25 protein-coding genes and 1 tRNA gene are annotated in these 25605 nt (G+C 56.6%); 8 read left to right on the top strand and 18 right to left on the bottom strand.

What is annotated here, in order from left to right:
• The first annotated feature begins 16 nt into the window (after positions 1 to 16).
• The gene (locus HW561_RS03755; RefSeq protein ID WP_176861865.1) at positions 17 to 1897 is read left to right on the top strand and encodes a monovalent cation:proton antiporter-2 (CPA2) family protein; all 1881 of its coding nucleotides are present in this window, start codon (positions 17 to 19) and stop codon (positions 1895 to 1897) included.
• A 32-nt stretch (positions 1898 to 1929) separates the two neighbouring features.
• Here HW561_RS03755 and cobT read toward each other — a convergent pair whose 3' ends face one another.
• Positions 1930 to 2940, bottom strand: a complete 1011-nt coding sequence (cobT, locus tag HW561_RS03750; protein ID WP_176861864.1) for a nicotinate-nucleotide--dimethylbenzimidazole phosphoribosyltransferase — start codon at positions 2938 to 2940, stop codon at positions 1930 to 1932.
• A gap of 78 nt (positions 2941 to 3018) precedes the next feature.
• Between cobT and cobS the strand changes: the two genes are divergently transcribed.
• Entirely contained in the window at positions 3019 to 3783 is a 765-nt protein-coding gene (gene cobS, locus HW561_RS03745; RefSeq protein WP_176861863.1) for an adenosylcobinamide-GDP ribazoletransferase, read from the top strand.
• Here cobS and HW561_RS03740 read toward each other — a convergent pair.
• From HW561_RS03740 to HW561_RS03715, 6 genes are all read right to left on the bottom strand, one after another.
• Positions 3780 to 4541 (bottom strand): ion channel, encoded by a 762-nt coding sequence (locus HW561_RS03740; protein ID WP_176861862.1) that lies wholly within the window; start codon positions 4539 to 4541, stop codon positions 3780 to 3782. The two genes, cobS and HW561_RS03740, sit on opposite strands and share 4 nt — an antisense overlap.
• Positions 4542 to 4659: 118 nt before the next feature.
• Entirely contained in the window at positions 4660 to 5178 is a 519-nt protein-coding gene (locus tag HW561_RS03735) for a CarD family transcriptional regulator (protein WP_176861861.1), read from the bottom strand.
• A gap of 284 nt (positions 5179 to 5462) precedes the next feature.
• Entirely contained in the window at positions 5463 to 5801 is a 339-nt protein-coding gene (gene fdxA / locus HW561_RS03730; protein WP_039534981.1) for a ferredoxin FdxA, read from the bottom strand.
• A gap of 66 nt (positions 5802 to 5867) precedes the next feature.
• Positions 5868 to 6239, bottom strand: a complete 372-nt coding sequence (locus HW561_RS03725; RefSeq protein ID WP_176861860.1) for an RNA-binding S4 domain-containing protein — start codon at positions 6237 to 6239, stop codon at positions 5868 to 5870.
• A gap of 6 nt (positions 6240 to 6245) precedes the next feature.
• Complete coding sequence (locus HW561_RS03720; RefSeq protein ID WP_176861859.1) at positions 6246 to 9074, bottom strand: helicase-related protein; 2829 nt, start codon at positions 9072 to 9074, stop codon at positions 6246 to 6248.
• Between the two features lie 21 nt (positions 9075 to 9095).
• The gene (locus HW561_RS03715) at positions 9096 to 9704 is read right to left on the bottom strand and encodes a tetratricopeptide repeat protein (RefSeq protein WP_176861858.1); all 609 of its coding nucleotides are present in this window, start codon (positions 9702 to 9704) and stop codon (positions 9096 to 9098) included.
• Positions 9705 to 9734: 30 nt separating this feature from the next.
• On the opposite strand from HW561_RS03715, the gene HW561_RS03710 reads away from it, so the two are divergent.
• The 3 genes from HW561_RS03710 to HW561_RS03700 all read left to right on the top strand — a co-directional run bounded on the left by HW561_RS03710 (position 9735) and on the right by HW561_RS03700 (position 12905).
• Positions 9735 to 10025, top strand: coding sequence for an SCP2 sterol-binding domain-containing protein (locus HW561_RS03710; protein WP_176861857.1), 291 nt, complete (start codon positions 9735 to 9737; stop codon positions 10023 to 10025).
• The gene (locus HW561_RS03705) at positions 10025 to 11002 is read left to right on the top strand and encodes an alpha/beta fold hydrolase (protein WP_176861856.1); all 978 of its coding nucleotides are present in this window, start codon (positions 10025 to 10027) and stop codon (positions 11000 to 11002) included. Before HW561_RS03710 ends, HW561_RS03705 begins: the two co-directional genes overlap by 1 nt.
• Before the next feature lie 82 nt (positions 11003 to 11084).
• Positions 11085 to 12905 (top strand): M3 family oligoendopeptidase, encoded by a 1821-nt coding sequence (locus HW561_RS03700; protein ID WP_176861855.1) that lies wholly within the window; start codon positions 11085 to 11087, stop codon positions 12903 to 12905.
• 92 nt (positions 12906 to 12997) lie between these two features.
• On the opposite strand, the gene HW561_RS03695 is transcribed toward HW561_RS03700, so the two are convergent.
• From HW561_RS03695 to HW561_RS03680, 4 genes are all read right to left on the bottom strand, one after another.
• Positions 12998 to 14047: a cytochrome-c peroxidase gene (locus HW561_RS03695; RefSeq protein ID WP_176861854.1), complete on the bottom strand. Its 1050-nt coding sequence runs from the start codon at positions 14045 to 14047 to the stop codon at positions 12998 to 13000.
• Between the two features lie 177 nt (positions 14048 to 14224).
• On the bottom strand, positions 14225 to 14494 hold the full coding sequence (locus HW561_RS03690; protein WP_176861853.1) for a DksA/TraR family C4-type zinc finger protein: 270 nt from the start codon (positions 14492 to 14494) through the stop codon (positions 14225 to 14227).
• A 103-nt stretch (positions 14495 to 14597) separates the two neighbouring features.
• Entirely contained in the window at positions 14598 to 15494 is an 897-nt protein-coding gene (rpoH, locus tag HW561_RS03685; RefSeq protein ID WP_176861852.1) for an RNA polymerase sigma factor RpoH, read from the bottom strand.
• 146 nt (positions 15495 to 15640) lie between these two features.
• A complete protein-coding gene (locus HW561_RS03680; RefSeq protein WP_176861851.1) occupies positions 15641 to 16675 on the bottom strand; it encodes an RluA family pseudouridine synthase in 1035 nt (344 codons plus the stop codon).
• On the opposite strand from HW561_RS03680, the gene HW561_RS03675 reads away from it, so the two are divergent.
• The gene (locus HW561_RS03675) at positions 16674 to 16976 is read left to right on the top strand and encodes a DUF6476 family protein (RefSeq protein ID WP_176861850.1); all 303 of its coding nucleotides are present in this window, start codon (positions 16674 to 16676) and stop codon (positions 16974 to 16976) included. The two genes, HW561_RS03680 and HW561_RS03675, sit on opposite strands and share 2 nt — an antisense overlap.
• 13 nt (positions 16977 to 16989) lie before the next feature.
• On the opposite strand, the gene HW561_RS03670 is transcribed toward HW561_RS03675, so the two are convergent.
• From HW561_RS03670 to HW561_RS03650, 5 genes are all read right to left on the bottom strand, one after another.
• Positions 16990 to 17970, bottom strand: a complete 981-nt coding sequence (locus tag HW561_RS03670) for a glycosyltransferase family 2 protein (protein WP_235962763.1) — start codon at positions 17968 to 17970, stop codon at positions 16990 to 16992.
• 101 nt (positions 17971 to 18071) lie between these two features.
• Positions 18072 to 20066, bottom strand: a complete 1995-nt coding sequence (locus tag HW561_RS03665) for a tetratricopeptide repeat protein (RefSeq protein WP_176861849.1) — start codon at positions 20064 to 20066, stop codon at positions 18072 to 18074.
• Entirely contained in the window at positions 20063 to 21004 is a 942-nt protein-coding gene (locus HW561_RS03660; RefSeq protein ID WP_176861848.1) for a hypothetical protein, read from the bottom strand. Before HW561_RS03660 ends, HW561_RS03665 begins: the two co-directional genes overlap by 4 nt.
• A gap of 5 nt (positions 21005 to 21009) precedes the next feature.
• A complete protein-coding gene (locus HW561_RS03655) occupies positions 21010 to 21993 on the bottom strand; it encodes a glycosyltransferase family 2 protein (protein ID WP_176861847.1) in 984 nt (327 codons plus the stop codon).
• Between the two features lie 148 nt (positions 21994 to 22141).
• A tRNA-Leu gene (locus HW561_RS03650) sits at positions 22142 to 22228 on the bottom strand.
• A gap of 140 nt (positions 22229 to 22368) precedes the next feature.
• On the opposite strand from HW561_RS03650, the gene HW561_RS03645 reads away from it, so the two are divergent.
• Together HW561_RS03645 and lipB are read left to right on the top strand one after the other, a co-directional pair.
• Positions 22369 to 23028, top strand: coding sequence for a DsbA family oxidoreductase (locus HW561_RS03645; RefSeq protein WP_176861846.1), 660 nt, complete (start codon positions 22369 to 22371; stop codon positions 23026 to 23028).
• Between the two features lie 39 nt (positions 23029 to 23067).
• Positions 23068 to 23724 (top strand): lipoyl(octanoyl) transferase LipB, encoded by a 657-nt coding sequence (gene lipB / locus HW561_RS03640; protein ID WP_176861845.1) that lies wholly within the window; start codon positions 23068 to 23070, stop codon positions 23722 to 23724.
• Between the two features lie 313 nt (positions 23725 to 24037).
• Here lipB and HW561_RS03635 read toward each other — a convergent pair whose 3' ends face one another.
• Together HW561_RS03635 and HW561_RS03630 are read right to left on the bottom strand one after the other, a co-directional pair.
• Positions 24038 to 24973, bottom strand: a complete 936-nt coding sequence (locus tag HW561_RS03635; RefSeq protein WP_176861844.1) for a cation diffusion facilitator family transporter — start codon at positions 24971 to 24973, stop codon at positions 24038 to 24040.
• Between the two features lie 152 nt (positions 24974 to 25125).
• A complete protein-coding gene (locus HW561_RS03630) occupies positions 25126 to 25545 on the bottom strand; it encodes an HIT family protein (RefSeq protein ID WP_176861843.1) in 420 nt (139 codons plus the stop codon).
• Positions 25546 to 25605: the final 60 nt, after the last annotated feature.

The raw sequence follows: 25605 nt of genomic DNA, 5'->3' as shown, positions 1-25605 counted from the left end.
GGACAAGAGGACAAACATGGACGACTTCCTTTACCAGGCTTCGATCTATCTGGCTGCCGCCGTGATCGCTGTCCCCTTATCGGCACGCCTTGGTCTGGGATCCGTCCTTGGGTACCTGGCAGCCGGTATCATCATCGGTCCGGTTCTGGGCCTGGTTGGCGCCGAGACCGAAAGCCTGCAGCATGTGGCCGAGTTCGGCGTGGTGATGATGTTGTTCCTCATCGGGCTTGAGCTGGAACCGCGCGCCTTGTGGGACATGCGGGAAAAGTTGCTGGGCCTTGGAGGTCTACAGGTGGTGCTGTCCACCGCCGTGATTGCTGGTGTCGCGTTCTATGCCAACCACCCTTGGTCAGTGGCTCTGGCGGTGGGGTTGACCTTATCGCTGTCATCCACTGCGATTGTTCTGCAGACCCTGTCAGAAAAGGGGTTGATGCGAACCAACGGCGGGCGGGCTACGTTTTCGGTGCTGTTGACGCAAGATATCGCAGTCATTCCCATTCTGGCTTTCCTGCCTCTGCTGGCGCTACCCGTCATACCGCAAATCCAGAGTGATGGTTCGATTGATCGTGGCGCTGAGATCTTACACGCAGCAGGCAAGCACAGCTTGTCACTGGTCGATGGCCTTCCGGGCTGGGCCGTAACGCTGGTGACCATCGGCGCCGTCGCTTTTGTCATTCTGGCAGGCGTTTACCTGACCCGGCCATTGTTCCGATTTATCCACGCAACCCGCCTGCGTGAGATGTATACCGCGCTTGCCCTGATGATCGTGGTCGGTATTTCATTTCTGATGACCCTGGTCGGTTTATCACCCGCCCTCGGAGCGTTTCTGGCGGGCGTGGTGCTGGCCAGTTCAGAATTCCGGCATGAGATGGAAAGCGATCTGGAGCCGTTCAAGGGGCTGTTCCTGGGCCTATTCTTCATCACGGTCGGTGCCGGGATAAACGTGGCATATTTCTTTGACGACCCGTTCGACCTGATCGGCCTTGCCCTACTGGTCATCCTTGTCAAAGGGATCATCCTGTTCGTGGTCGGCAAAGCCTTCAATCTGCGTGGGCGGGATCACTGGCTGTTCACCCTTGGTTTGGCGCAAGCAGGCGAATTTGGCTTCGTACTGCTGGCGTTTTCCGCGCAGCAAAACGTCATACCACCTGATTTGTCGCAAAAGCTGTTGATGATCATCGCCCTGACGATGCTGATCACGCCATTGTTGTTCATCCTATATGACCTCCTGTCGCGCAAGATCGGCGAAACAATCTCCGAGGTTGAGCCCGACGAGATTGATGAAAAAGGACCGGTCATCATTGCCGGAATCGGGCGATTTGGTCAGATCGTTAACCGGCTGGTGCGGGCCAGCGGGTTCAAGACAATCGTTCTGGACCATGACATCGAAACGATCCAGCTGATGCGTCGCTTTGGCGTCAAAGGGTTTTTGGGCGATCCGACGCGGCCCGAGCTGTTGCGGGCCGCAGGGCTGGAGAAAGCGGCCGTTCTGGTGGCTGCCATGGATGATCGCAAACAGGTCACGCGATTGGTTGGATATGCAAGACGCCAGCGCCCGGATCTGCATATCATCGCGCGGGCGCATGACCGCACACATGTGTACGAGCTGTATCAGGCCGGCGCAAATGACATTGTGCGCGAGATGTTCGACAGTTCTTTGCGTGCGGGTCGCTATGTTCTCGAAAACATCGGTCTCAGCGAATACGAGGCGGCACAGGCGGAACAGACCTTCTATCACCATGACCGCACATCAGTGCGGGATTTGGCTGAACTGTGGATTCCCGGCATGCCAACCGCCGAGAACAAGAAATACATCGATCGTGCCCAGCAACTGGAGAAAGATCTGGAAACTGCGCTGTTGGAATTGGCGGAAGAGCACGCCAAGAAATCCGCCTGAACCGGAGCCCTCGCCCCGGTCAGGCAATCTGATCAGCTGTCAGAGACGCCAGCCTCGGCAAACGTAGCCATACCAGAATGGCAGGCCACGGCGCTTTTGAGGATATTGATGGCCAATGCCCCGCCCGAGCCTTCACCCAAGCGCAGGCCAAGGTTCAACAAAGGCTCTTTACCCAGCTTGGTCAGGACGGCTCCGTGGGCGCCCTCGGCACTTTGATGCCCCGCAACGGCGTGATCCAATGCACCGGGCGACATGCGCGCCAGACAGGCGGCAGCGGCCGAGCATATGAACCCGTCCAGAATAACTGGGATACGCAGTACTCGCGCCGCGGCAATGGCACCCGCCATCGCTGCGATCTCGCGCCCACCGAGGCAGCGCAGTATCTCAAGACCATCATCCGAGGTATGCAGAGCAACCCCTTCGGCCACAACGCGGGTTTTGTTGGCCAGACCCGCGTCGTCCACGCCAGTTCCGCGACCGGTCCAATCCGCAGCCTCGCCACCGAACAGCGCACACGCAATTGCGGCGGCTGGGGTGGTATTGCCGATCCCCATTTCGCCAACGACCAGCAGATCAGACTGCGGATCAACCGCCTGCCACCCAGCGCGCAGAGCAATCAGCAATTCGTCTTCGGACATCGCCGGACCCTGCGTGAAATCAGATGTCGGACGGTCCAGGTCCAACGCGTGAACATTCATTTTGGCGCCTGCAGACTTGGCCAGTTGGTTGATCGCCGCGCCACCGTGTTCAAAGTTCATCACCATCTGCACGGTCACTTCCGGCGGAAAAGCGGAAACGCCCTGCGCCGTAACACCGTGATTGCCAGCAAACACAATGACCTGCGGCGCGGTGATTTGCGGACGGGCATCGCCGCGCCATCCCGCATACCAGATCGCCAGATCCTCGAGCCTGCCCAACGCCCCCGGAGGTTTGGTCAATTGGCCATTGCGTTCAGTTGCGCCCTGCACGGCCAGTTCATCAGGGCCCCGAGCATTGGTCAGCGCATCACGGAAAGTGTTCAAGTCAGTAAGGTCAGGCAGCATCAAAGCCTCATTGCATCAGAGTGGTCCTGTGTGTTTAACCGAAGCAGTCAAACCAACAAGACCCTGAAAGGCGCAGGAGTGCTTAAAAACGACACCAAACCCTTTTCCCTTTGGGATGTGCCGCTTGCACTGGTCCTGTTGACACGCCTGCCCCTGCCCCGGTTGCCCGAAGCCATATTTACGCGTCAAGCGCGCGCGGCATGGGCGTTTCCAGTGGTTGGCCTGATCGTCGGCGGTTTGGGTTGCCTGACGGGCTGGATGGCGATGGGGGCCAGCCTTTCACCTTTCGTTGCTGCAACATTGCTGGTTGCGGTCCTGATCATCACAACTGGCGCGATGCACGAGGACGGGTTGGCGGATACGTTCGACGGGCTATGGGGTGGTTTTACCCGGGAGCGACGCTTGGAAATCATGAAGGACAGCCACATCGGGACCTACGGTGTGCTTGGCCTTCTGATCTCGCAACTGTTGCGGATTTCCGCAGTCACGGCAGTTATGGCAAATGGGGCGTTCTGGGCGGTTCTGGCTGCTTGCGTGTTTTCGCGGGCCGTGATGCCAATTTTGATGGTTTCCCTGCCGAATGCCCGCAATGCTGGACTGAGCCATTCAGTTGGAGTCCCCAACGCGGGTTCGGTCGGTGTATCGCTGGGCTTGGCCGTTTTGATTGTCTTATTGTTGGGTGGCACCCAAACCATCATCCCTATTCTTTGCGCAGCTATAGTCGTTGGTGCCTTGGCAATTATCGCAAAGGCAAAGATTGGCGGGCAGACCGGCGACATCCTTGGCGCATCGCAACAACTGGCCGAAATCGCATTCCTGCTGGCTGTCACTTCTCAGTTTTAGGACACGCCGCCGGTTTCGATCCGCAAGGTGCCACCGCAATGCTTGCAGTGCACGGCGTCGGGATCATGCCTGTACAACCCACAACTGGGGCATTTGTGACGGACCTTTTGCGGCATGAAGATTGCCTGCGCCAAACGCACGAACAAGGCCACACCGACAACCATGATGAAGACGGAAAACAGCTTACCCGCCGGGGTGGGTAAGGTGATGTCGCCGAACCCGGTCGTGGTCAGCGTTGCAATCGTGAAGTACAAAGCGTCGATATATGGCGTTTGAGAACTTTCCGGAATGAAAAAAACCAAAACCGCAGTGGACGTCGCGAATACAAAAACCAGAAGATTGATGGCGGCAATCACCGCATCTTCGTGTGTTCGAAAAAAGCTGCTGTCTCTCCGCAGATCCCGTAACAAGTGATAGGAATGGATCAGACGCAGACCGCGTAAGATCCGCAGAAACGCCAGACTGCCTGTCAGGAACGGGTCCAACATCAGGGATACGATCACCACAATATCGGCAAGGGTATATATCTGACGCAGCAGCTTCAGGCGATCCTTGGAAATCCACATCCGCGCTGAGAAGTCCAACAGAATCACCAACCCCACGATCATGCTGGCTGCGGTGATGCCGGGGCCATGCGCAATATGAGCCGTCGCAACAAAGAACACGATCGTCGCCACATCGAACAGGATCAGAGCATATCGAAACAAGACCGAAATGGGGTCCTTTCCGATATACAGGAATTTCACCGTTTGCTTCATCCTGGCCCTGTATCTGCTTGCACACAAAGTAAAATTAACCGCAATCCGAAGTTTCACCAAGCCATGAATAAGGCCGCCCCCAGACAGGAGCGGCCTTTGAATTGGTCTGGCAGAAAAATCAGGCCGCGGCGGCAGCGCGCGAGGTCAGAACCTCATCCACCTGCTTGGCGGCGGAAATCTCCCCGGCACCCGATACGGCGGCCACTTCGCGGGTCAAACGCTCCAACGCAGCTTCATACAGCTGACGTTCAGAGTAACTCTGTTCGCGCTGGTCATCGGTGCGGTGCAGGTCACGAACCACTTCGGCAATCGAGATCAGATCACCCGAGTTGATTTTCTGTTCATATTCCTGCGCCCGGCGCGACCACATGGCGCGTTTGACCTTGGCCTTGCCCTTCAGCGTCTTCATCGCCTGGCTGATCACATCCGGCGAGCTGAGCGAGCGCAATCCGGATTCGGTGGCCTTGTTGGTTGGCACCCGGAGGGTCATCTTGTCTTTCTCAAATGAGATGACGAACAGCTCGAGCGAAAATCCCGCGACATCCTGTTCCTCGATCGAGATGATCTGACCCACGCCATGAGCGGGGTAGACAACATAGTCGTTCGGGCGGAACTCAAGCTTTTTCGACTTTGTCATTCAGTTATATCCTTGGTTACAGACCGGGGCGCAGGCGACAAAAACACCACATGCGGGGACTGTTTCAGCCCCGTCACGCGGCGATAGTGTCACAAAATCAAAACTCCAAAGCGAGCATACTTACGGAGTGCATCCCAATCTCGGTCATCATGTAGGAACAGAGTATATCACAAAAATGAGACACCCGAAAGTTTACGCTACGGTAATTTTCGATATTCAACGGGAATTCAAACAGCTACGCCAGAATTTTGACAAACCGATACCGAGATTTCGCAGCGAATCGCTTATCCACCTTCACCCGGCGCCTCAGAGAAGTACTTCTCCATCTTGCCCTCTTCACCGTCACGTTCTTCGGCCTCAGGCAGAGGATCTTTTTTGGTCACGATCACGGGCCACTGTTCCGAGAACTTGCGGTTAAATTCGACCCATTGTTCCATTCCCGGCTCGGTATCGGGGCGGATGGCGTCGGCGGGGCACTCAGGCTCGCATACGCCGCAGTCGATGCATTCATCAGGGTGAATGACCAGCGTGTTCTCACCTTCGTAGAAACAGTCGACCGGGCAAACCTCGACGCAGTCGGTGTATTTGCAGGCGATGCAGTTTTCGGTGACAACATAGGTCATGGTCGATTTCCCATTTGCGGTTTGAGCGACTAGCTAATTCACTCTGGTGTTGTCTTCAAGATCAGATCAGTCATCAGACCTGCGAGAAAGATCAATTGCACGGCGATCCTTCTTGGTAGGGCGACCCTTTCCTTCAAAGCCCGGATTTCCGGGCGGCTTGTTCTGCTTTTCGGTCAAATCCGTGTATAGCGTCTGCGCCTCAGGGGCCGGACCGCGGCGTTCACCCAAGGATTCAACGCGAACAACCCGCACATCCCGGCCTTGGGTAAAAGTCAGAACGTCACCCGGGCCCACTGCCTGAGCGGGCTTTAGGACCCGGTTTCCATTGATGCGCACATGGCCGCCGCTGACTTGTTTGGCGGCCAGGCTGCGGGTCTTGAAGAACCGCGCCTGCCACAACCATTTGTCGATCCGCAGCTTGGCCTGAGCCTCGGCCATCGCGGCTCAGTTACCGTCCTTCAAACCCATCAGCGCCGCAGCGAAGGGGTTATCAGGGTCGATGGCCTTTTCCTTTTTCGGAGGCCGGGACGAGAAGGTCTTGGCACCTTGCGGCTTGCCCCCCTTGCCCTGTGGCTTGCCACGTGCACCCTGCGGCTTACCGCGCGGTTTGCCTTTGCCCTGTTCTTGCCCCTGACGCTGTTCACGACGCGGGCCACGATTGGCGGGACGCTGACGACCCCAAGTGAAGGTGTAGAACACTTCTATCTCAGGCCCATCGGATGCCGGTTCTGTCATCGGAGCCTCAGCTGCCGCCTCGGTGCTTTCGGCAGCCTCGGCTTGCGCCTCGGCGGGTGCTGCAGCTTCCTCGGTAACCGCCTCGGGTGCCGGGGTTTCTTCGGCGGCGGGTTGCTCCGGCGCTTCTGCCGCAGGCTGTTCGGCTTCGATCGGGGCCGGTTTAACCTTTTCACGCTCGCCGCGCTCGGCCTTGTAGCCCAATCCCTGCATCAGGTCGGCGAACTGCTCCAGCGTCATGCCAGTGATCGAGAGCATGTCGGGCTTGGCTTCAAAACCGCCACGGCTGTCCTCGGCGCGCAGCATGTCAGCCAGACGTTCCAGCATGTCGATACGGATTGAACGATCACCCGCGTCGCGGTAGCCGCACATGGTGTCGTAACCCTCGGGCGCGCCTTTGGCGACGGGCACCGTGACCAAACCAGGAGGCGGCGCATCCGGGAATTCCTGCAAACCACCAGCCAGTGCCCAGAGCACCAGACGCAATCGCGTCGGTGCGGGTTTCAGCAGCAGCGGCATAAAGATGGTGAACTGGCCAAAGCGGATACCATGCTTGCGCAGCGCGCCACGGGCATCCTGATCCAGATCCTTGACCTCTTGCGCAATACCTGCGCGGGGCAGCACGCCCAGCGCTTCGACCATGCGGAAGGCAAAACCCTTCGCCAGACCGGACAGTTCCTCATCCCGCGACAGGTTCAACAGCGGCTCGAACAGGGCCGCAACCTTGCGATCGATGAAATGCTGCAAGCGGCGTTGAACTTTCTGCTCAACATCCGGGCCTGCGGCCTCATCTACAAAAACCTCGACCATTGGCTTGAGAGGTTCAGCCCCGGCAACAAGCTTGCCGACGGCATATTCGCCCCACATCAGACCGCCCTGATCCGTGTAATCAATTTCGGTATCGGGCGCATTGTAGAAGCGGTCGGCACGCAGATGGAATTGCGGCGCGAGTGCTTGCAGGGATGCCGATTTCAAAGCTTTCGCCTCGGCTCCTTGCGCGCTTTTGTCCGGAATAAACCGGAACCCTTCCAGACGACCGACGAATTCGCCTTCGACGGTCACTTCACCCTTGTCATTTACTTCGGCCAAAAGGGCCTCCTTCTGTTTGAGCCGGCGCAGCAATACAGATGTACGCCGGTCCACAAATCTCTGCGTCAAACGGTCGTGAAGAGCGTCCGACAATCTGTCTTCTACAGCGCGCGTTTCGCCACGCCAATGCGATTCGTCACGAACCCAGCCGTTTCGTTGCGCAACATATGTCCAAGTGCGAATATATGCCAACCTTTTGGACAATGCATCGATGTCTCCGTCCGTTCGGTCGATCCGGCGAATTTGCCGCGCCATGAAGTCGTCGGGGATCGCGTTACGCTCGTGCAGGTGGCCGTAGATCACGTCGAGCAGGCTGGCATGCTCAGCGTGGCTGATGCCGCGAAAATCGGGGATTCTACAGACATCCCACAGCAAACGGACCGACGGGCCGTCGCTGGCGCGGGCCACGACTTCGGTCACTTGCGAGAGCGATTTCAACACGTTCAGATCATCGGCTGGCCGCGCTTTGATCAGATGTTCATCGTCTGGGCTGACCTCAAGCGAGCCAATCAGGGCATCGACCGAGCCAAACCGCAGGGCGGCATTCCGCCAATTCAGCTTTTTGATCGGCGTAAACCGGCTGTCCATGATTGCCTGCGCCACGCCGTCGTCGAGCGGCGGTGCTTCACCAGTGACGCCAAACGTTCCATCCGACATGCCGCGCCCGGCCCGGCCTGCGATCTGTGCCAGCTCATTGGGCGCCAATGGCCGCATCCGCCGCCCGTCAAACTTGCTGAGCGCGGAAAATGCCACGTGGTTCACATCCAGATTCAACCCCATGCCGATGGCATCCGTGGCGACCAGATAATCAACCTCTCCATTCTGGTAGAGGTCCACCTGCGCGTTCCGTGTACGTGGGCTCAGCGCCCCCATGACCACGGCGGCCCCACCCTTTTGACGGCGAAGCAACTCGGCGATGGCATAGACGTTATCAACCGAGAACCCGACAATGGCACTGCGCGCGGGCATGCGGCTGATTTTCTTAGAGCCGGAGTAGACAAGTTGCGACATCCGCTCGCGCCGAACGAACTGCGCCTCGGGGACCAATGCCGCGATTGAACCGCGCACGGTGTCCGAACCCAGAAACAACGTTTCGTGCGTGCCACGCGATCGTAACAGACGATCGGTGAACACATGCCCGCGTTCAGGATCGGCGCAGAGCTGAATTTCGTCAATGGCAACAAAATCGGCGCCCATGCCTTCGGGCATCGCTTCGACCGTAGAGACCCAATATTGGGCACGTGGCGGCACGATGCGTTCCTCGCCAGTGACCAGAGCCACGACAGATGGGCCGCGAATGGCGACGATCTTGTCGTAGACCTCGCGTGCCAGCAGGCGCAGCGGCAGGCCGATCACACCAGATCGGTACCCCAGCATCCGCTCGATCGCGTAATGCGTTTTACCTGTGTTGGTCGGGCCCAGAACGGCCACGATTCGGGATGACCCGTTCACCTTTGCCCCCTGCCCTGTACCTTAGAGTGCCGCGCCTTCGATCTGAGGCTTCAGCCGATTCACGGCATTGGTTACTTCTTCATGATAGGGATGTATAGCCAGAGCACGGGAATAGGTTTCATATGCCTGTTCCGGTTGGTCCAGCACCTCGAAGATCAAGCCCAGACCGTAGATTGCTTCGTAATTGTTGGGGTTTAGCGTCAGAGCATGCTCAAGATCGGCGGCGGCCATGCCGAATCGTTCGATCCCAAAAAACGCAGACGCCCGCAAATGCCAACCCTCGGCAAAATCGGGCGCATGATCTGTCAGGGCCGTCAGATGGTCGATCGCAGCCGCAGTGTCGCCGTCGTCCAGCGCGTCACGGGCGCGCTCAAGCAGCAGATCGGCCGAGGCCGAGCCGGTTTGCGACCACAACGCCTTGAGTTGCCGCTCAATGCCAACGACCTGCCCGGGCGTAGCCTGCGCGAGTTGTTGCAACAGTTCCGCCTCGTCCCGGGAATCCGCCTGTTGCGCAACGCAACTGGTGGAATACGTGACTAGGATAACAAGTGCCGCAACGGTACCTTTGAGATTGTTGATTGCAATGCCCATAACAATGTTCAGTGTAGCGTTGCGACCGGGGATGTCCATTCACGGCGCACAAACAAGATGAGGAAAACCATGAGCGACACTTTGGAAAAGGCCGCGGCCGTGCTGAACGAAAAGCTGGCAGGTGGGGCATTCGACGCATCGGCCAAATTTGCCATCGCAGATCTGGGCGCTATCGTTCTGGATGCCGACGGCGCACGCGTCAGCGACGACGAAGCGGACGTAACCCTGAGCGCGGACGCAGGTACTTTCGAACAGATCCTCAGCGGCGATCTGAACCCCACGGGCGCGTTCATGTCCGGCAAGCTGAGTGTCGATGGAGACATGGGAATTGCCATGAAACTTGCCTCGGTACTGGCCTGATGACGTTCTCGCCGGCCCCCTTATTTGAAGACGTGGCCGGCGGACCTGCCGGTGGTGCAGCGCATTGGTTGAAAACGTCGGATGACAAGCGCATTCGCGTTGCACATTGGCGTCCGGAAGGCGCAACCAACGGGACTGTCATGTTGTTCCCGGGCCGCACGGAATATGCTGAAAAATACGGTAGTACAGCAGGCGAATTCGCCAAACGCGGCTTTGCCATGCTTGCGGTCGATTGGCGCGGCCAAGGACTGGCGGACCGGTTGCTGGAGGATCCGCGTGTCGGCCATGTTGACCATTTCCCTGACTATCAAAGGGACGTGCAGGCGACACTCGATCTGGCCACCGAACTTGATTTGCCGCAGCCTTGGTACGTCATCGGCCACTCGATGGGCGGGGCGATAGGCTTGCGGGCTGTGATAGAACACAAGTGCTTTGCGGCCTGCGCCTTTACCGGGCCGATGTGGGGCATTTTTTTTACGCCCATCATGAAACCGCTCAGTCGGGTGACGGCTTATTGGGGCACACGGCTTGGTCTGGGCGAATGGACACCCCCGACCACATCACTGGAAAGTTATGTCCTCTCGCAACCGTTCGAGGGGAACGTGCTGACCCGTGACCCGGCCATGTTCAAGATGATGCAGGATCAGTTGACGGCGCATCCGGAACTGGCACTTGGGGCTCCGTCCAACCTGTGGTTGCGCGAGTCGCTGGACGAGTGTGCCTGGATCATGGAACAACCCGCGCCGGACACGCCCTGTCTTACATTTCTGGGCGGCCACGAACAGATCGTGGACCGCAAGGCAATCCGGGCGCGTATGGCCGACTGGCCCAATGGGACGTTGGTAGAAATTCCGAATGGCGAACACGAGGTGTTGATGGAGGCGCCCGATGTTCGCGGTCCCGTCCTTGATCAGATCGCCGCACTTTTCCTGGCGAACCAATCGAACGGCACACCCGAGCGCGCCCTGACGCGTTGATCACTGCCGTAGGTACTGGCCGCTTGTGATCCGAGCGCGCCAGCCCTAGATGTCTGCCAAAGCAGTTTTCAAAAGGTGATCCATGCGCGACCTTCCCTTTCCCGTCCGTGATGCAAACGCAATCGGCGGCGCCGACAATCTGGGCAACCTTCCCGAGTGGGATCTGAGCGATCTCTACACCTCGGAAAACGCGCCAGAGCTGACACGTGATCTGGACTGGCTCGAAGAGGAATGCGCCTCCTTTGCAGCAGATTACGAAGGAAAGCTGGCCGATCTTGGTGCCGAAGAGCTGCTGACTTGTGTGCATCGGAACGAAAAGATCAATTCCATCGCCGGGCGGATCATGTCCTTTGCCGGTCTGCGCTATTACCAGCTGACCACGGATGCGGAACGCGCCAAATTCCTGTCAGATATGCAGGAAAAGATCACGATCTTCACCACACCGCTGGTGTTCTTCACGCTGGAAATCAACCGACTTGATGACACCGTGCTTGAATCGCATTTCGTGACTAATTCAGACCTTGCCCGTTACGCACCCGTCTTCCGCCGCATCCGCGCGATGAAACCGTACCAACTGTCGGACGAGCTGGAGAGATTCCTGCATGATCTGGGCGTCGTCGGCGACGCATGGGAGCGTCTGTTCGACGAAACCATCGCCGGACTGACCTTTACGGTCGATGGCGAAGAACTGAATATCGAAGGTACTCTGAATCTGCTGACCGAACAGGACCGTTCAAAACGCGAAGCTGCGTCGCGGGAACTGGCGTCTGTGTTTCAGGACAACATCAAGACCTTTGCCCGCGTTCACAACACGCAGACCAAGGAAAAGGAAATCGTTGACCGCTGGCGCAACATGCCAACCGCGCAAACCGGCCGCCACCTGTCCAACGACGTTGAGCCGGAAGTCGTTGAGGCCCTGCGTGAGGCGGTTGTGGCCGCTTATCCCAAGCTTAGCCATCGCTACTATGAGCTGAAGCGTAAATGGCTGGGATTGGACGTCATGCAGGTCTGGGACCGCAATGCCCCCCTGCCGATGGAAGACACCCGTATCGTGGATTGGGCTGACGCTGAAAAGACCGTGATGGACGCCTATGACGCCTTTGATCCGCGCATGGGTGAAATCGCAGCGCCGTTCTTCTCGAAAGGCTGGATCGACGCCGCCGTGAAGCCCGGCAAAGCCCCCGGTGCCTTTGCCCACCCCACCGTCACCGATGTGCACCCCTACGTCATGCTCAACTATCTGGGCAAACCCCGCGACGTGATGACCCTGGCGCATGAGCTAGGTCACGGCGTACATCAGGTGCTGGCCGCCGATCAGGGCGAGATGTTGTCGTCCACGCCACTGACGCTGGCCGAAACGGCCTCGGTCTTTGGCGAGATGCTGACCTTCCGCAAGATGTTGGATCAGGCAGAAACGCCGGAACAGCGCAAAATCCTGTTGGCCGGTAAAGTCGAAGACATGATCAACACTGTGGTCCGCCAGATCGCGTTTTACGACTTCGAGTGCAAACTCCATGCGGCCCGCCGCGAGGGAGAGCTGACGCCGGACGACATCAACGCCTTGTGGATGAGCGTTCAGGCAGAGAGCCTAGGCCCGGCATTCGAATTCATGGACGGGTACGAGACGTTCTGGGCGTACATCCCGCATTTCGTCCATTCACCCTTCTATGTCTATGCGTATGCCTTCGGGGACGGTCTGGTGAACGCGCTCTACTCGGTTTACGAAGGCGGAGCTGAGGGCTTTGAGGACAAGTACCTCGAAATGCTGCGTGCAGGAGGTTCCATGCACCACAAAGAACTGCTGGCTCCTTTCGGATTGGACGCCAGTGATCCGAAGTTCTGGGACAAAGGCCTTTCGATGATTTCCGGGTTCATTGACGAACTGGAAGCCATGGAAGACTAACTCCGCAAAATGCGGTTTTTCAAAATTGGCTAATGTTGGAATACAAAGACGGGCTGGATTATCCAGCCCGTAGTTTGTTTTCAGTTCTATGCCTACCCTTCCGAAATCACGTCCCCGGATGGGCGTGGTGTGTCTTTGGTCTCGGCGGGCAATACCGGGTAGGTTACAGCCGGTATTTCACCGGTCAGGCTTTCCAAAAAGGCAACAATTTCGGCAGCGCTTTGGTTGTCCAGTTCCTCACCCAATTGCGACTCGGCCATGATCTGAACAGCAACTTGCAGATCCCAGACTTTGCCAGAATGAAAATACGGCGCCGTCACCGCGATATTGCGCAGCGGAGCGGCACGGAAAACGTATTCATCATCTGCGGTCTCGGTCACGGCAAACCGACCCTTGTCCCCTTCAGGCAGTACATCCGCACCAGGTTTCTCGATCAAACCGAAGGGATAGTAGCCGGTGCCGCCCAAATTCACGCCGGAATGGCAGGACGCGCATCCCAAATCCACGAATTTCTCAAGCCCGGCAAGCTGCTGTTCGCTCATCGCGTTTTCATCACCGTTGAGCCACGCATCGAATGGAGCCGGCGTGATCAACGTCGCCTCATAGGCTTCGATTGCCTTGGCGAAATTGTCGAACGTGACCGGGTCGGAGTCACCTTCAAAGGCCGAGCCAAACCAGTCGACATATTGCGGCATGGAATTCAGGGTCGCCAGAACATTCTGAGGTGTATTCGCCATTTCCACCCCGGCCTGTACCGGGCCCTTGGCCTGTTCGGCAAGGTCCGCCGCACGCCCATCCCAGAACTGGGCCTCGTTAAAGACTGAGTTCAACACCGTAGGTGCATTTCTTGGGCCCCGCTGCCAACCATGCCCGATCGAAGTTTCCAGATTGTCATCTCCACCGGTCGCCAAATTATGGCACGAGTTGCACGAAAAGACGCCCGAGGCAGACATACGTGGGTCAAAAAACAGCGCTTTGCCCAGATCTATCTTGGCATCCGTAATCGGGTTGTCCCTGACTGACGGTACGGTCGATGGAAGCGGTTTGAAGATATCCAGCGCGACCTCACGAAGATCCTGCGCAACCACCACCTGTGTCGCGGATACAAAGAAGGCACTTGTCAGGATTAACGACTTGAACATTTTCTTTTCTCCTAGAACGCCCGCGCGCACTAGTCTTTTAGAAAAGAAAATGTCCTCTTCATCTGATTTAGATCAATTCTAAATTGGAATCATTACAAATAGATAAATTGTGATGTGTGTTTCCAAATGCAGCATCTTCCGTTTGAGTTAGGGAGAAATTCAACCGTGCATTCAGCACTACTTCAGCTGGCTGTCCTTTGACCCCCGACGATTGAACCCACCACGCGACTTAAGGGCACCGTCACGCTCTTGTTGGCACTCAAGGCAAAGCTTGACCCCTGGCAACGCGACGCGCCGCTTTTCCGAAATCGGCTCTTCGCATTCCGCGCAATGGGTCAGGCTCTCGCCTACAGGTCGCTTTTTTGCCTGCATCCGCGCCAATTCATCCGAAATCGACGCCTCGATCTGTTCACTCACTGCGCCGTCGCGCGCCCAGCCTCCGGCCATGGGACATCTCCTGAATAGGTGATGGGCAGAATAATCGAGCGGGGGTAGCCATGGCAAGTCAGAGCGAAACAGCCCGCATGTCGTGCGGGCTGTTTTCGGCAGGTCAGCTGGTCGCCAACATGCCCTTTTCACGCGCTGATTCACGCATTTTCTTCTGTAACTTCTCGAACGCGCGGACTTCGATCTGACGGATGCGTTCGCGACTAACGTTGTACTGCGTGCTGAGCTCTTCCAACGTGACCGGCTGATCCATCAGACGGCGTTGCGTCAGGATGTCCTTTTCCCGGTCGTTCAACACATCCAGCGCGGCCGCCAGCAATTCACGCCGCGCATCCAGCTCGTCGCGCGCTTCGTAGTCACCGGCCTGGTCGGCGTCTTCATCTTCCAACCAGTCCTGCCACTGCATGGTTCCTTCGCCTTCGGAACCAACGGTCGCATTCAACGAGGCGTCGCCACCGGACATACGGCGGTTCATACTGATCACTTCGGTTTCGGTCACACCCAGATCGTTAGCAATCCGCTTGACGTTCTCGGGCCTCAGGTCACCTTCTTCCAGCGCGCCGATGCGCGCTTTGGCCTTGCGCAGATTGAAGAACAATTTCTTCTGCGCAGAAGTCGTACCCAATTTGACCATCGACCACGACCGCAGGACATATTCCTGAATCGAGGCGCGAATCCACCACATGGCATAAGTCGCCAGCCGGAAGCCCTTTTCAGGGTCAAACTTTTTGACGGCCTGCATCAGACCCACATTGGCCTCCGAGATCACCTCGGCTTGCGGCAGGCCATAGCCGCGATACCCCATGGCGATCTTGGCCGCCAGACGCAGGTGGGACGTGACCATTTTATGCGCAGATTCAGTATCTTGCTCTTCGACCCAGCGCTTGGCCAGCATGTATTCTTCTTCCGGCTCAAGCAGGGGAAACTTACGAATTTCCTGCATATAACGGTTCAGGCCGCCCTCGGGCGTCGGCGCGGGGAGATTTGCGTAATTTGCCATGATTCATGTCCCTCCGACAAATGTTTAAGTCTTTAACATAGGATATGGGTAAGAAACCCAACCCGTTCAAGAGGTGCTGTTAACAGTTTGGAATTAAGGTTCAGTAAAGGAAAGATAAGAAATTCTTACTCACAGGAGTTTGCTAATTATGACAACGGTTCGCGCAGCTGTGCAATCAGATTATCCATATCTTGCGGCAGTTCGGCCTCAAACCGCAGGGTTTCGCCCGTAACAGGGTGGTCAAAACCCAAGACAGCAGCATGGAGCGCCTGCCGGGGAAAGGCGCGCACGGCGTCCGCAGTGGCTGCGTTGAAGGCCCGAGCGGCCAGCTTTCGTTTGCCACCATAGACCGGATCACCGACAAGACCATGCCCGGCATGCGCCATATGCACACGGATCTGATGTGTGCGACCGGTTTCCAGCCAGCATTCGATCAGCGCCAATCCTGTCGGGGTGCCGAATGTCTCGACCACCCGGGCGCGGGTCACCGCATGGCGTCCACCATGGAACAGAACCGCCTGCCTCTGACGGTCGCTTTTATGCCGGGCCAGTTGCGTGGTTAGGCGCATGATATTGCCCGGCTCAAAGCTGACCCCTTTGACGCCGCGCAGTCGGGGTTCGTTGGCATCTGGAACGCCGTAGCAAATGGCGCGATAGTAGCGTTCAACGCTATGTGCCTCGAACTGTGCAGCCAGCCCGTGATGCGCAACATCCGATTTGGCCACCACCAAAAGACCGCTGGTTTCCTTGTCGATCCTGTGCACGATGCCGGGTCGCTTGACCCCACCCACCCCGGATAGATCATCGCCGCAGTGGTGCAGCAAGGCATTCACCAGCGTTCCGTTTGGTGAACCCGGTGCAGGATGCACGACCATGCCCGCCGGTTTGTTGATCACGATCAGATCCGCGTCCTCGTAGATAATCTCCAGAGGGATATCCTCGGGGCCGATATGGCTGTCTTCGGCTTCAGCCACGATGATCTCAATCACCGCACCTTCGGACACTTTGGATTTGGGGTCGTCGGCCACGACACCATTCACCTGAACCGCGCCATCTGCGATCAACCGGACCAGACGTGTGCGCGACAGGTTTTCCTCGGCTGGCACATCCCGAGAAAGCGCCTTATCAAGGCGAGGCGGCGGAGCGGCCGCGATCTGAAACTCAATCTGGCGAGTGCCCATGACTGTCCCTTCCGAACCCCAAGAACCGCAGGAAACTCCGCAACTGCGATTGCTGCGGCGCATGGTCATGTTACTGACCGCGGTGATGATTGGCGGGGTTCTAGTGACATTCGCACTGATTGTCATCCGGCTATCGGACAGAAGGCCCACCCTGCCCGATCAGATCGACTTGCCTAACGGCGCGCAGGCGCAAGCGCTGACCATCGGCAACAACTGGTATGCCGTGGTGACAGATGACAACCGTATTCTGATCTTTGACAAAACCACCGGAAAGCTGCGTCAGGACATACCGGTCGAGTAGACCCTGATACCCGTTACACCCCGGCGGTCATTTCAGCCCAAAGGGCTTCAGTTTCCGGAACGCTGCGCAGTTCCACTATTTTCTTGCGGTGTTCATCGCAGCACGCCTGATGCAACGCGGCTGTTTCGGGATCGGACATCAATGCATCGTATCGGGCCTGCTTTCGATCCGCGATCACGTCAATCGAGTGTTCTGCGACCGCGTTTTGGTTCATATTGTTCCAATACTCCATACCAAGATCCGCACCCAAGTGATGAGCACGGCCGCGCATTTTCTTGACCAGATAGCTTTCGCAGGACTTCAGGGCATAATGGTTGATCTGAACCAGATCGTAACCAATAGAATCACGCGCCGACCGCCAGCTTTGCGTGAAGTAGCGGTCAGGCATCAATTGCCCGGACCCGTTATACCAGTGGCATTCAGCCATGGTTTCGACTGTTGGTTGTTTGGGCCGGTGCACGCCCAGCGCATCCCAAAGCTCGCGTTGAAACATCGTCTTGAATCCCCAGGCCTGGGGTGGCCGAGGTTTGCGTTCGGGTGCCGCCATGCGGAATTGTTCGGATAAAAACTGATCGTGGTACTCAACAACGCCCGCATTTCCAAACAACCGCCAGGTCATCGAAATTGTCCGGGCGTCAGGAATGGCCGAGGTCAGCGCGCGCAAAGTGTTATCGCCAGTTTTGACGTTAATCAGCTCATCCGCATCGATCACGAGAACCCAATCCTGCGGTCGGGCAACCTCCATCCGAAGGAACTTTTTATACGCACGCTTCTGAGGGCTGGTCGGTCGGTGCGAATTGTTGTCGACGTGAATCAGAACTCCACGCGCGTCAAGCCGTTGCAACAAATCATCCGTACCATCAGAGCAGTCATTCGTCATCACGACCATCTGATCGACGCCAATGGCTTGGTTGTGTGCAACCCATTCGAGAACAAAAGGGCCTTCATTCTTCATAGGGGTTACGCTGACGAAGCGGGAATGTTGCTCAGCCATGTCTGTTTGCCTCTCTTTTTCGGGCCGCTTTCGGTCCCAGTTCTGGCTTTTCAGAGTGCACGCCCAAGCGTCTGTATAAAGTCTGCGTGCAACTCATGAACTCAGTTCTCTGTCCGTTTCAATTGGTTCGCGAAACGTTTGAAAGGTGGGAACAACTCGTGCGCTTTTTTTAGGTACTTCCGCGCCTTGCCTTTGTTGCCTCGCCTCAGATGAATTTGACCAGCCATTCCCTGGATTGCGGCAGTTTTTTCGTCTAAATCTGCTGCGTGCAGTATTTGCGCCTCTCCTTGGCCGGACGATCCGGTTCTGACCAAAAACCGTCCCATGGCAAACACCAAAAAGGGGTTGTCGGGATCGCACGCCAATGCCTCGGCCAAAGACAGACGCGCGCGGGTCAGATCACCTTCGGATTCGTACAGATCAGCCAAGCGTTTATGATAAAGCGGATTCTCAGGAGCATGCACAACGATCTGCCGGGCCATGTCGATAGCCTTGGTTGGGTTCAAATCCCCCAATTGCACCTTTAGCATCGTATCAAGTGACGTCACACGTGGGTCATCGGCTGGTATTGTCTTTACCCCCTTCAACCCAGTGGCAAGCAACTGCATCCGGGTTTGATCGCTGAACAGGCGCCGCGCTTTTTGATCAAGTGCCAGATCCGACCAATCCAGCAAAATCATATCAAAGTTGCACGGCTGTCGGGCGATCACCCTTTGCTGAACAAGGTACAGATTGTTGAAAGGGGCAAAACGGCGCTGCCTGATTTCCCTCTGCAAACCCCAATCAGCTGGCGGAAACAACCGGAATGGCAACTGATCACGGTACACCATCCGAGAGCCCAGAACCACGACATCCGGCCGCAACGGCTTGGCCCAAAATGCCTGCGCAAAATACCGGCCCGCGCCCCAGCGTTTTTTTTGAGCGCCCAATATTGCGCCACGTAATGCGCTCAAAACCGCGTAATCCTCGGGCCACAAATGCGGGTTTTCCAGGCCGCTGCGCGCCAGCTTCTCGCTTTCCTGCCACTTGGACAGATAAAAACAGTTCAGCGCCTGCAGCAGCGGCAGGAACGCATTGTCGGATCCTGCATCCAGGATTGGCTTTGCCAATTCATAGGCTTTTTCGCACTGATCATTGGCGCAAAGATACTGGGCGGCCTTGGCATAGACATGAGCGGCTTCGGACACGTTCAGAAAGGCTCCCGGCCCTTGTGCAACGCGATCGATGACGCGGAAATTGGCGTCTTGTTGTTCCTGCTCGGATAACACGTCCCGAAAAACCTGCCGCTGACGCCCGGAGATGCGCGCCGCTGCCATTGAAAAGGCGGAAATGAAAGGTGCGATCACCTGATCCGCGCGGGACATCGCGTACAGCTCCAGAAAATCCCGCTGCGCCCGTGTCATCTCTGATAAATCCGCAATATCCGACATTTGCAACAGATGCGGATGGCGTTTCTGGAATCGTTGGATCAATTCCGGCTGATCAGAAAACATGATCGCCGACTGCGCGTCGTTCTTGCCCAGATGAGCCTCGTACAGCTCTTCAGGCTCGATCTTGGCAGGCCAGGTTGTGTGTTTCCATGGCAACCCGTTCAGGATGTCACCACGCCGGATGTGATAGGCCGATACGCCCTGCCCTGACAGTTTTGCATCTGCCTGGTCCATGATGGCCCGAATCTGATCCGTAAATCCGATCCGATGGACGAACTCGCGATAGCGGGGACGAATGGCCTCGATGTCTTCCCAAGGAAAGGCAAGAACCTCAAAGCCTTCCTCAACCACCACCGACCGGCCAGCACCAAGATGGGCAGCCAAGCGATCCGGAGATGTATCTGTCAGAAACTCCCAAATCGGTAGTGAATTTTTGGCCAGCGCCTCAAATGCGTCATCGCTCAGGAAATGATCGTCCATCCACGTCTGGGTGAACAGTTCGGCAGGCTGATCAAGCTCCGGCGCATCCGATCCTTGGGGAAACCAATTCACCCGGTACTGGGTGTCAAAATCTTCAGCCAGACGGATACAGGTCAACATCATCAGCAACCGCGCGCCCATCCGGTCCTTGCGTTGCCCAATGAACACCCCTCTGGCGGATGTCATGTTGTCCCCGCTGCCATTGCAGCAGATTGCCGACGAAGCGTACGAAATCTGTGCCGTGCAGCGTTCACAAGCTTGGGGTGGCGTTCGCCGCCGACGGCTTCGATCCCGCGCATATACAAAGGCAAGCCGCGACGTTTACGCATCGCTTCGTAATACTCGGTCGAATTCAAAGTGCCAGCCATCGCTTCCTGCATCACCGGTTTCAGCAGATTGAGCTTTCGCAACATCGGCGCGGCAAAGTGATTGGAAAACCAGGTTTTGAGCAACAGAACGTTCGGCCCTTGCAAGCGCGACGCGTGCAACCGATCCAGATCAAAGAACGGGTCGTAAAACACATAGACATGGCCTGCCGATCTAATGGCTTCCGCCGCATCCCCCAACGACAAATCCCAGTCCTGAACCCGGCCAAACCGATATCGGGTTTCCCAAGGCACGATCCTTTCGTCCAACGTGGTTTGCGGGTTGAACGCAATCACAGTCGATCCGGGCACAACAGACGAGAAAACCAGCGCTCCGAACCCTCCCATGGATGCGCCAGCAAAAACAACCTGATCAAAACGTTCGAAAAACCCTTCGCGCGCTTTGTCTTGAAAATAAGAGATGATCTCGGGATCGCGGTACCACGCTTTCGTTCGGGCCACGACGCCCAGATGCGACCAGCCTTCGTCCCGAAAGAACTTCCACCCCCAGGGTTCGCGCGCAAACGAAAGATCATTCACATTGGCAATATTGTCGAAACTGACCACCAACCGCGCGAGGTCGCGCTGATGATAGACCATCGCGTGGCGTTCCAGTTTCTGCAGAAACCCTGTGCCATCTCCGCCGGGATAAAGCTCGACGAACCATGGCGGTGCCGGGTCGGTCAGAATGCGCTCATACCCTGTTTTGCGATCCGGATGCTCGGGCTTAAGCTGCTCTTGAGGAAGATCGTCTGCCATCGATCTTAAACCAGATTGTCCGCCAGCCAGGCGCGGAATTCCACCCAGTCCGGTCGCAGTTTGATTTCAGAGACCCTTGCACGGTGCCAGCCACACGCCTTGCTATGCAATTGGCCCAACTCGGCATCGTCTTTAAGTTCGGCCAGTAGATCGCTCGAACGCTGCGCGGCAGATAGGATCGACTGATCCGTTTCTTTGTTTACGTTCATGTCCAACCAATAGCTCTGCCCCTGATCTACACGTATATGGTTGGTTCGCCCCCGGTCGCGCTTGATCAGGAACCCGTCGAGCGATCGCACCGAGTAATGATGCAAACGCCCAAACTTGTGGTCAAACCCGCGCCACGCCCGCCAGCCTACATCGGCAGCGGGAAACAGATTGCCGCCGGCGTCAGACCAGGCAATTTGATCTTCTTTGCCCTCTTCTATTCCCTTGGGACGATGAGGCCCGAACCGGGTGAACTTGCCATTGTTGCGAAACAACGTTTTCAACCCATATGCGCGCCCTGAATGATGCGGAAACTCCTGATCCGCCATCGAAAAGGCTTCAGTCACCGGCTTGTCTTCAAAGCTTATGTTGCCCGAACTGCCAAACAGCTTCCACGCGAACGAGATTGCATCAACAGGTTGCCCTGCGCGCTGCTCGACCTCAGAGATCAAGGCACCAAAGCTGTGGTCGCCGCATCGGATGTTCCAAAACTCATCGACATCCAGACACATCAACCAATCAGCTTCCTTCACCTTGGGCTGATGCCTTGCACGGCGCAGCATCTGATGCTGTGGATTGCCGCCTTCTTTGACTTCATTTGGGACATGGGTCGCTAATCCCAACTGTTGCAGCCTGCACGCCATCTCGTCGGTGCCGTCATCACAATCATTGGTGAAAATCACAAAGTGATCTACGCCCAATGCCTGATGAAAGGCGACCCATTCCAACATATAAGGGCCTTCGTTCTTCATCGTTGTGAATACGGTTATGGTCTGAGACATCCTGGCCGATCCCGAATTTCGTTGCCCCTTTCTTACACAAGGCAAAAGGCGTGGGCGAGATGGGAAATGGATGTATCGGCAATCCAGGATAAAACTGGTGCAAGCCTACACCCTTAAAGTCCAGTAAAAACTTTGAACTTTGAGAAAATGGTGCGGTCGAGAAGACTCGAACTTCCACGGGTGTTACCCCACAGCGACCTCAACGCTGCGCGTCTACCAATTCCGCCACGACCGCACTGCCAGTGACTTGGTGAGGGGCGTATAGACGCTGAGACGCAGGATGTGAAGAGACAAAAACACGCCAGTTTAAAATCTCATGGCGCAGTCATATCTACAACTTTCTACACTAGCCGTTGCAGTTATCAGGAGCCGCAAATGACCATGCCCGATCCCCGCCCCGTCGTTCAAGTCGACATCGTCTCGGACGTCGTCTGCCCTTGGTGCGTCGTTGGGTTCAGGCAACTTGATCTGGCCTTACAGCAACAAGGCGTATTGGCCCACCTGAGGTGGCATCCTTTCGAACTCAATCCCAACATGCTCCCCGAGGGTCAGAACCTACGTGAGCATATCGCAGAGAAATACGGCTCAACCACCGAGCAAAGCCAGCAAGCGCGTGACCGGCTTACATCCCTTGGCGCGGAGCTGGGGTTTACGTTTAATTTCAATGATGACAGCCGGATTGTTAATACATTTGCCGCACACCAACTGCTCGACTGGGCCGAAGAACAGGGCCGCCAACATCCTTTGAAACTGGCATTGTTCGAGGCCTATTTTACACAACAGCAGGACGTGTCAGATCAAGAGGTTCTGTTGGCCACTGTTAAGGCGGCAGGGCTCGACCCTGAGGCCGCCCGCGCCGTGTTGGAAACAGGTCAACTTGTTGCATCGGTGCGTGAGAAACAGCAGTTCTGGACGGGTCGCGGCATCTCAGGCGTGCCATCAATGGTGTTTGGTGGGAAATATCTGCTGACCGGCGCGCAAGGAACGGATACTTACGCTCAGGTGCTGCAGCGTTGCTTGGCTGAGGCCGCCTGACCCCTTTCCCCTGCCCGGCTTGCACGGTATGAGGCCCGCATGGAATGGAAAATCACCGATGGTTTGACCAGCTATGACGATGCCGTCGCCTTTATGGAGGCGCGGGTCGCATCGATTGCTGCGGGTGACGCTGATGAATGCGTCTGGTTGTTGGAACACCCACCGCTTTATACGGCGGGGACCTCTGCCAAAATCCAGGACCTAACGGACCCTGAGAGGTTTCCGGTTTATGAAAGTAAGCGCGGCGGCGAATATACCTATCATGGCCCCGGACAACGTGTGGCTTATGTCATGCTGGATCTGAACAAACGCGGTCGTGACGTTCGCCAGTTTGTAAAGCATCTGGAAAACTGGGTGATATCGGCGCTGGCCGAGTTCAATGTTCATGGCGAAATCCGGGACGGGCGCGTGGGTGTCTGGGTGCGACGCGACGACAAACCGCTGACCGTGACCGGCAAACCCGCCGAAGATAAGATTGCTGCCATCGGCCTGCGTCTGCGCAAATGGGTCAGCTTTCACGGCATTTCCATCAATGTGGAACCCGACCTCGAACATTTCTCGGGCATCGTCCCCTGCGGGATCAGCGAATATGGCGTGACGTCTCTGGTCGATCTGGGATTACCCGTGACAATCGCGGATCTGGACGCCGCGTTGCGAAAGACATTTGTCGAGGTTTTCGAAACAACCAACGCCTGACGCATCGCCTCCTGACGGCGGTGTCGAATCGCCAATTTACGCTTGCGGAAACAACAATCGGCGATCCCGGAGACTTCTGTTTCCGAAGGGCGCATTAATTCGCCAATGGTTGCCTCATATTATGGGAAACTTTAACTAAAATTCACATCGGCTGAATACACCAACCTCGTTAACGAGTAGTATGAATTTACCAGTCTAGAGTGAGTGGTATGTTAACCGGTGATCCGGGCTTGCCCGCGAAATCCGAGAAGTGTTTGGTTACGAGTCTGCCGTTCCGACCCCAAATCGGAACGGCAATTCTCATTTCAGGGTCCTAATTTTCCTGATGTCCAAACCGCGACGAGCCAATACAGGCACGTTCGGATTGCTCGAGTTCGAGCGTTGCATGCCCGATCCCAAAGCGATCCTTCAAGATTTGCCTTACACTCTCTCGTACATCTTCGGCACCGGGCCAGACATCGGCTGCGATTACCAGGTGGGCGGTCAATGCAGACTGTCGCTCTTGCATACTCCACAGGTGGACGTGGTGCACTTCGGTGACGCCCTTGGTTCCCTCGATTGCGGTTGCAACTTCTTCCGGGTCCAACTCTGGCGGCGCGCCAAGCATCAGGACCCGTATCGTTTCACCGATCTCGGCTTTGACATGCCACAGAATGTAGACCGAAATCATGATCGTGACAGCAGGATCCACCCAGATCCAGTTGAACCAGATCACGGCAGACCCAGCGACGATCACCGCAACTGATCCCAACGCATCGGCAACGTTATGCACGAATGCCGCACGTATGTTCATGCTTTCTTTGGCCATGGAATAGGTCAGTGCCGCGGTGATCAGGTCAATCACCAGAGCCAATGCGGCAATCCATACGACCATCCACCCATTGATGGGCTCGGGCTCGAAGAACCGCATCACGCCTTCATAAAACAGGTAAACCGACAACACGACCAACGTTGTGTAATTGACCAGTGCCGCGACAACCTCGGCCCGACCGTAACCAAAGCTCATGCGAGCATCGGCGGGACGTCTGGCAATCTTGCGAGCAAAAAACGCAATAATCAGGGCGATGGCATCTGAAAAATTGTGTAACGCGTCCGCTATCAGAGCCAATGACCCTGACAGGACACCGCCGATGACCTGCGCCGCCGTCAGCAACATGTTGACGCCGATTGCCCAGGCGACACGTGCATCACCGGCGCTCGGGTCAATGTGACTATGCGCGTGCCCGTGATTAGAGTGATTGTGCGCCATATCGTTCTTGCCCCTTGTGTGCCGCTATTCAGGGCATGTAATTCCTCTGGTTACTAGAGGCTCAAGTGTTTGAAATAAAAAATCTTCAATCGACGCCTAACAGCAACTGATGCAGTCACCCCGAGCAGCAAGCTCTTGCCACTTCGGTCTGATTAATCCAAGGCCGCTTTGATTTTGTTCGCGTGTTCAGCAATTAGGTCGAAATCCCCCATTTTACCCGGTGGGCGCATCGAGACCCCCTCGTGCCGTGGCAGAATGTGGAAATGCAGGTGGAACACCTCCTGCCCTCCGGCGGCTTCGTTGAATTGCTGGATTGTGACACCATCCGCCTCAAATGCGTTTTTCGCCGCATGCGACATCTTCTGAACAGTCGCCATGACTGCCGCGAGTTGTTCGGGCGCGGCATCCAACAGGTTGCGACATGGGGTTTTCGGGATCACCAGCAAGTGTCCATCTGCGCGTGGCATGATATCCATGAAGGCCAGCGTATCCTCATCCTCATACACGCGGGTCGATGGGATCTCTCCCCGCAGTATCTTGGCAAAGATGTTCTCGGGATCGTAAGCGGCCATGTCCAGTCTCCGGTTTTCGGGTGTCAGGGTAGTTCTGCGATCCCCTCATCCGAGGGTCAA

The organism is Ruegeria haliotis (assembly GCF_013377785.1).
GTDB lineage: Bacteria > Pseudomonadota > Alphaproteobacteria > Rhodobacterales > Rhodobacteraceae > Ruegeria > Ruegeria haliotis.
This window is presented reverse-complemented; position numbering and strand designations above follow the sequence as displayed.

Bases quoted from the DNA above. Each gene is read 5' to 3' on its own strand.
- HW561_RS03735 (WP_176861861.1), bottom strand. From the start codon at position 5,178: ATGACAAAGTCGAAAAAGCTTGAGTTCCGCCCGAACGACTATGTTGTC.
- HW561_RS03670 (WP_235962763.1), bottom strand. From the start codon at position 17,970: ATGGCTGAGCAACATTCCCGCTTCGTCAGCGTAACCCCTATGAAGAAT.
- HW561_RS03755 (WP_176861865.1), top strand. From the start codon at position 17: ATGGACGACTTCCTTTACCAGGCTTCGATCTATCTGGCTGCCGCCGTG.
- lipB (WP_176861845.1), top strand. From the start codon at position 23,068: ATGGAATGGAAAATCACCGATGGTTTGACCAGCTATGACGATGCCGTC.
- HW561_RS03690 (WP_176861853.1), bottom strand. From the start codon at position 14,494: ATGGCCGGAGGCTGGGCGCGCGACGGCGCAGTGAGTGAACAGATCGAG.
- HW561_RS03680 (WP_176861851.1), bottom strand. From the start codon at position 16,675: ATGGGCACTCGCCAGATTGAGTTTCAGATCGCGGCCGCTCCGCCGCCT.
- HW561_RS03715 (WP_176861858.1), bottom strand. From the start codon at position 9,704: ATGGACATCCCCGGTCGCAACGCTACACTGAACATTGTTATGGGCATT.
- HW561_RS03725 (WP_176861860.1), bottom strand. From the start codon at position 6,239: ATGGCCGAGGCTCAGGCCAAGCTGCGGATCGACAAATGGTTGTGGCAG.
- HW561_RS03700 (WP_176861855.1), top strand. From the start codon at position 11,085: ATGCGCGACCTTCCCTTTCCCGTCCGTGATGCAAACGCAATCGGCGGC.
- HW561_RS03705 (WP_176861856.1), top strand. From the start codon at position 10,025: ATGACGTTCTCGCCGGCCCCCTTATTTGAAGACGTGGCCGGCGGACCT.
- cobT (WP_176861864.1), bottom strand. From the start codon at position 2,940: ATGCTGCCTGACCTTACTGACTTGAACACTTTCCGTGATGCGCTGACC.
- HW561_RS03635 (WP_176861844.1), bottom strand. From the start codon at position 24,973: ATGGCGCACAATCACTCTAATCACGGGCACGCGCATAGTCACATTGAC.
- HW561_RS03665 (WP_176861849.1), bottom strand. From the start codon at position 20,066: ATGACATCCGCCAGAGGGGTGTTCATTGGGCAACGCAAGGACCGGATG.
- HW561_RS03695 (WP_176861854.1), bottom strand. From the start codon at position 14,047: ATGTTCAAGTCGTTAATCCTGACAAGTGCCTTCTTTGTATCCGCGACA.
- rpoH (WP_176861852.1), bottom strand. From the start codon at position 15,494: ATGGCAAATTACGCAAATCTCCCCGCGCCGACGCCCGAGGGCGGCCTG.
- HW561_RS03675 (WP_176861850.1), top strand. From the start codon at position 16,674: ATGACTGTCCCTTCCGAACCCCAAGAACCGCAGGAAACTCCGCAACTG.
- HW561_RS03710 (WP_176861857.1), top strand. From the start codon at position 9,735: ATGAGCGACACTTTGGAAAAGGCCGCGGCCGTGCTGAACGAAAAGCTG.
- HW561_RS03630 (WP_176861843.1), bottom strand. From the start codon at position 25,545: ATGGCCGCTTACGATCCCGAGAACATCTTTGCCAAGATACTGCGGGGA.
- HW561_RS03645 (WP_176861846.1), top strand. From the start codon at position 22,369: ATGACCATGCCCGATCCCCGCCCCGTCGTTCAAGTCGACATCGTCTCG.
- fdxA (WP_039534981.1), bottom strand. From the start codon at position 5,801: ATGACCTATGTTGTCACCGAAAACTGCATCGCCTGCAAATACACCGAC.
- HW561_RS03660 (WP_176861848.1), bottom strand. From the start codon at position 21,004: ATGGCAGACGATCTTCCTCAAGAGCAGCTTAAGCCCGAGCATCCGGAT.
- HW561_RS03655 (WP_176861847.1), bottom strand. From the start codon at position 21,993: ATGTCTCAGACCATAACCGTATTCACAACGATGAAGAACGAAGGCCCT.
- HW561_RS03740 (WP_176861862.1), bottom strand. From the start codon at position 4,541: ATGAAGCAAACGGTGAAATTCCTGTATATCGGAAAGGACCCCATTTCG.